This window comes from Skermanella sp. (genome assembly GCF_059503625.1).
In genome coordinates this window covers 1-3,343 of record NZ_JCACHA010000207.1, presented here as the reverse complement: position 1 = coordinate 3,343, position 3,343 = coordinate 1, and the positions used below count along the sequence as shown (strand labels likewise).

At 58.7% G+C, this 3,343-nt stretch carries 7 protein-coding genes; 6 read left to right on the top strand and 1 reads right to left on the bottom strand.

What is annotated here, in order from left to right; genetic code table 11:
* Together AC5JJ6_RS05225 and AC5JJ6_RS05220 are read left to right on the top strand one after the other, a co-directional pair.
* Positions 1 to 194, top strand: a 194-nt coding sequence (locus AC5JJ6_RS05225; protein ID WP_496041026.1) for a hypothetical protein, incomplete at its 5' end; no start/stop codon positions are given.
* 34 nt (positions 195 to 228) lie between these two features.
* Positions 229 to 660: a response regulator gene (locus tag AC5JJ6_RS05220; RefSeq protein WP_496041025.1), complete on the top strand. Its 432-nt coding sequence runs from the start codon at positions 229 to 231 to the stop codon at positions 658 to 660.
* Between the two features lie 467 nt (positions 661 to 1,127).
* Here AC5JJ6_RS05220 and AC5JJ6_RS05215 read toward each other — a convergent pair whose 3' ends face one another.
* The gene (locus AC5JJ6_RS05215; protein ID WP_496041024.1) at positions 1,128 to 1,295 is read right to left on the bottom strand and encodes a hypothetical protein; all 168 of its coding nucleotides are present in this window, start codon (positions 1,293 to 1,295) and stop codon (positions 1,128 to 1,130) included.
* A gap of 218 nt (positions 1,296 to 1,513) precedes the next feature.
* Between AC5JJ6_RS05215 and AC5JJ6_RS05210 the strand changes: the two genes are divergently transcribed.
* The 4 genes from AC5JJ6_RS05210 to AC5JJ6_RS05195 all read left to right on the top strand — a co-directional run bounded on the left by AC5JJ6_RS05210 (position 1,514) and on the right by AC5JJ6_RS05195 (position 3,267).
* On the top strand, positions 1,514 to 2,518 hold the full coding sequence (locus AC5JJ6_RS05210) for a calcium-binding protein (RefSeq protein WP_496041023.1): 1,005 nt from the start codon (positions 1,514 to 1,516) through the stop codon (positions 2,516 to 2,518).
* Between the two features lie 141 nt (positions 2,519 to 2,659).
* Positions 2,660 to 2,707: a hypothetical protein gene (locus AC5JJ6_RS05205; RefSeq protein ID WP_496041027.1), complete on the top strand. Its 48-nt coding sequence runs from the start codon at positions 2,660 to 2,662 to the stop codon at positions 2,705 to 2,707.
* On the top strand, positions 2,704 to 2,973 hold the full coding sequence (locus AC5JJ6_RS05200; protein ID WP_496041022.1) for a recombinase family protein: 270 nt from the start codon (positions 2,704 to 2,706) through the stop codon (positions 2,971 to 2,973). The genes AC5JJ6_RS05205 and AC5JJ6_RS05200 overlap by 4 nt, the downstream gene beginning before the upstream one ends.
* Positions 2,974 to 3,021: 48 nt before the next feature.
* Complete coding sequence (locus AC5JJ6_RS05195; RefSeq protein WP_496041021.1) at positions 3,022 to 3,267, top strand: hypothetical protein; 246 nt, start codon at positions 3,022 to 3,024, stop codon at positions 3,265 to 3,267.
* Positions 3,268 to 3,343: the final 76 nt, after the last annotated feature.

Genomic DNA, 3,343 nt, shown 5'->3' with positions numbered 1-3,343 from the left:
CCACTATCAGCGGCTCTGATGAGTCAAGCAGGTGTGCTCTCGCCCTGAGCACGTATGGCGGGCGCTCTCCTGACGAAAACCTGCAATCCCTCGAAATGCCCAAAGTCAAGCTGAGAATTTGTGGCAATCATTGCAACCATCTTTGTTCCCATATGTTGTTTGCACAAGTTTATGCCAGCTTAAAAGAAAGATAATTGCTAACTCGGTATGAGGCCAAGCGAAGGGTGCATGAGCATGCGGGTTATTGTTGTCGAAGATGAGGCTATCATTGCCTTATGTATTGGAATGACTCTCCAGGAAGCCGGGCATGAGGTCATGGGGCCAGTGGCCAGCTTCGACAGCTGTTTGAAGCTGGTTGAACAGGAGGTGCCCGAGCTGGCGCTGATCGACATCAATCTTGAGAAAGGCGGCAGCGGGATAGATGTGGCGCGCGTATTGCTGGAGCGCTGGAGAGTGATGTCGATCTTTGTCAGCTCCCAGCACAGGCAAGCACGGGATAACATGGAAGCGGCGATCGGCTGCCTGGACAAGCCCTTTGCGACCAGAAGTCTGGTCGAAACTGTCGAAGTCGCGAAGGATCTCAAGCAAGGTGTCATCCCTCTTACTTTGCCAAAGGGACTGGATCTATTTGTGGGCGGTCGTACCGGTGACATGCATTAAGTGCTGATCTGTCGTTGATAACGTTGGACACCGGGTTGTTCATAGGGAAGAACCGATGGTAAATCCGAAGAACAACCCGAAGTTGCCAACGAGTTCTGGCGAAAGGGCCTGATTGATGGTCAGTCACCGCTGGAGCGCCTACTCGCAAGCGCGAGGCAGCCCTCCAGTTTTTGTGTGACCCATGGCTTGATGCGGTGTCGCGGGAAATCGGCGTCGAGGTTCTACCGGCTGGAGCGCTGGCGTGACAAGGCGCTGTCGGCAATCCAGCCGACAGCGCTCCGCCCGGGCACGCGATCCCAAACGGCCGGTCGATGACACAGTCTGCTCGCCGCCATCCAAGCCGGCCCCGCCGCCTCACCCTTCTCGAGCAGGGGCACTGCAAGGTCTGGGTCCGCCTACACTATGGTCCAGGTCTGCCGGTTGGCCGCGACCGCGTGCTGCGCCTGATGCGTGATCATCAGCCGCTCTCACCGTTGCGGCCGCCGCGTCCGGCCGACGATCATGACGGCACCACTTTGACCGAGGCTCCGGACCTGCTGTGAGGAGTCGGCGCCACGCTGGTGCAGATAGTCGAGGAGGGTCGGGTCTGCGTGGTCGCCGCCATCGACCACGTCAACTCCGAGGTCTTCGGGCATCACATAACTGGCCAGAAGATGTAGTCAAACGGGCTTCAAAAGCCAGACCACCGACAATGGTAATAATGAACAACAAACAGCTTGAAGCTATAGTTGTGGATTGGTTTGATTGCCGGACAAAACGTCTATACAAAAACTTCATAAACCCTCTCACCCCCTGAGAGTTTTCGTACCTCGACCCGGCGTCTCGGGCATTGTTCTATGGTAAGGAATGGCACGTGGCGACTATCAAGGGCGGCAACGCCAACGACATCAAATACGGCACGACATCCGCCGATCTCATTTATGGCTACAGCGGCAATGATGTGCTCTATGGCCGGGACGGTGGCGATCAGATCTGGGGCGGGATCGGTGATGACCGGATCTGGGGCGAAGCCGGCAACGATATCCTGCGTGGTGAGGACGGCCGGGATACCATCTACGGCGGTAGTGGCAATGATACCATCTACGGCGGCATCGGTGATGATATCCTTTATGGCGACGCCGGCACCGATACGCTGAACGGCGATGCAGGCAACGACGTGCTCAAGAGCGGGACCGGTGCTGGCCATCTCAACGGCGGTGACGGCAACGACACGCTTTACTATAACCCAACCGCCGGATCAGTACTCGCGATCGGAAGCTCCCTGGCAGGCTCCCGCATGCTCGGCGGTGGCGGGGAAGATACACTGCACTTCTATAACGACGCCACGAACAACGGCACCCCGGTGCGAACCTTCATCGCGTACAACGACGACGGCTACGGCTACCTGAACTACAGCAACGGCGAAGACATGGTTGCGGTGGGGCGGTTCAGCGGGATCGAGATGCTGATCCTGCACGGCCAGGGTGGTGCTGATTATATCGCCGACCTCTACGGAGCCGGACCGAAGAGTGTCACCGGCACGGCAGCTTCTGACAGCTTCTACGGCGGCTTCGGAAATGACCAGTTCGACGGTGGCGCGGGGGATGACGAATTTCTCAGCGGCGGTGGCAACGACACCTTTATCGGCGGCGCCGGCAACGACAGGTTCATCTTCGACTTCGTCGAGGCTGGAACGACAAAGATCACTGGCTTCAGCGGGGCCGGTGCGGCTGGTGGCGACACAATCCGCTTCGACCCATCTATGGCTCCCAAGGTGACCGTTTCCGGCGGCGGCACGACGTTCGATCTTGGCGACGGCATGGTGGTCACTGTTGATGCGGTCGGCCTGGTTAAAGGTATCGATTACCTCTTCTCCTGATCCTGAGCGGCACTGATGCTGTCCCGAAAATTGAGGGTTTCACGACGTAATGATGCTTTTTGACGCACCCCCACACATTGCCATGTTTCCTGATACTCTCGTGTCTGGCGACTGGATCGGCTCGCCCGATCCCTTCGCCAGTTGATCGAGACCGTCGAGTTTATGGTCGAACGCGGCGTCGGGCTGTGAAGTCAATCACGGAAGAGATCGTCACCAGCACGCCCGGCAGGCGGCTTGTCTTCCATATCTTCGGCAGCATAGCGGAATTCGAGCGGTCGCTGATCCGGGAGAGGAAGAAGGCGGACGTCGCTGCGGCGAAGGCGCGGAGGCGAAAAGGCGAGCGCCCGCCGAAGCTGGCAGGCGAGCGGGCGGAGCATGCTCGCAACCTGCTTAACACCGGATCGTCGGTATCGGCGGTCGCACGCTCGAGGGCATCAGCTGGTCTACGGTACTGAAGGCAACGAGGGAGCTTAAGTCGGCATGACGATAACTTCACCGAACTGATGGCTGCCGCGAACGAGAGCAAGGTCGGCCGCAACGCCGGCCAGTGGACCTCCGGTGCCTGTAAGGTGTGGCGCGAAGCCGAGCCGGAGGATGCCCGACTGCTGGAGGCGGCACTGGCATGGGAACTCGCGACTGGGCGTAAGGCGGGGCAGGGCGACGAGGCCGCGGTGCGTGATCGGCGCCGCGCGATGGACGAGGCCACGGCGGCCATGAGGGCGAAGCAGGAAAGTTCCTCTACGATATAGTTAGAGGATCTGACAAAAAAGGAAGACAGGCATGTTCACCTGCTTTTTTCATTGAACCATTTTGATGGTCGGATCA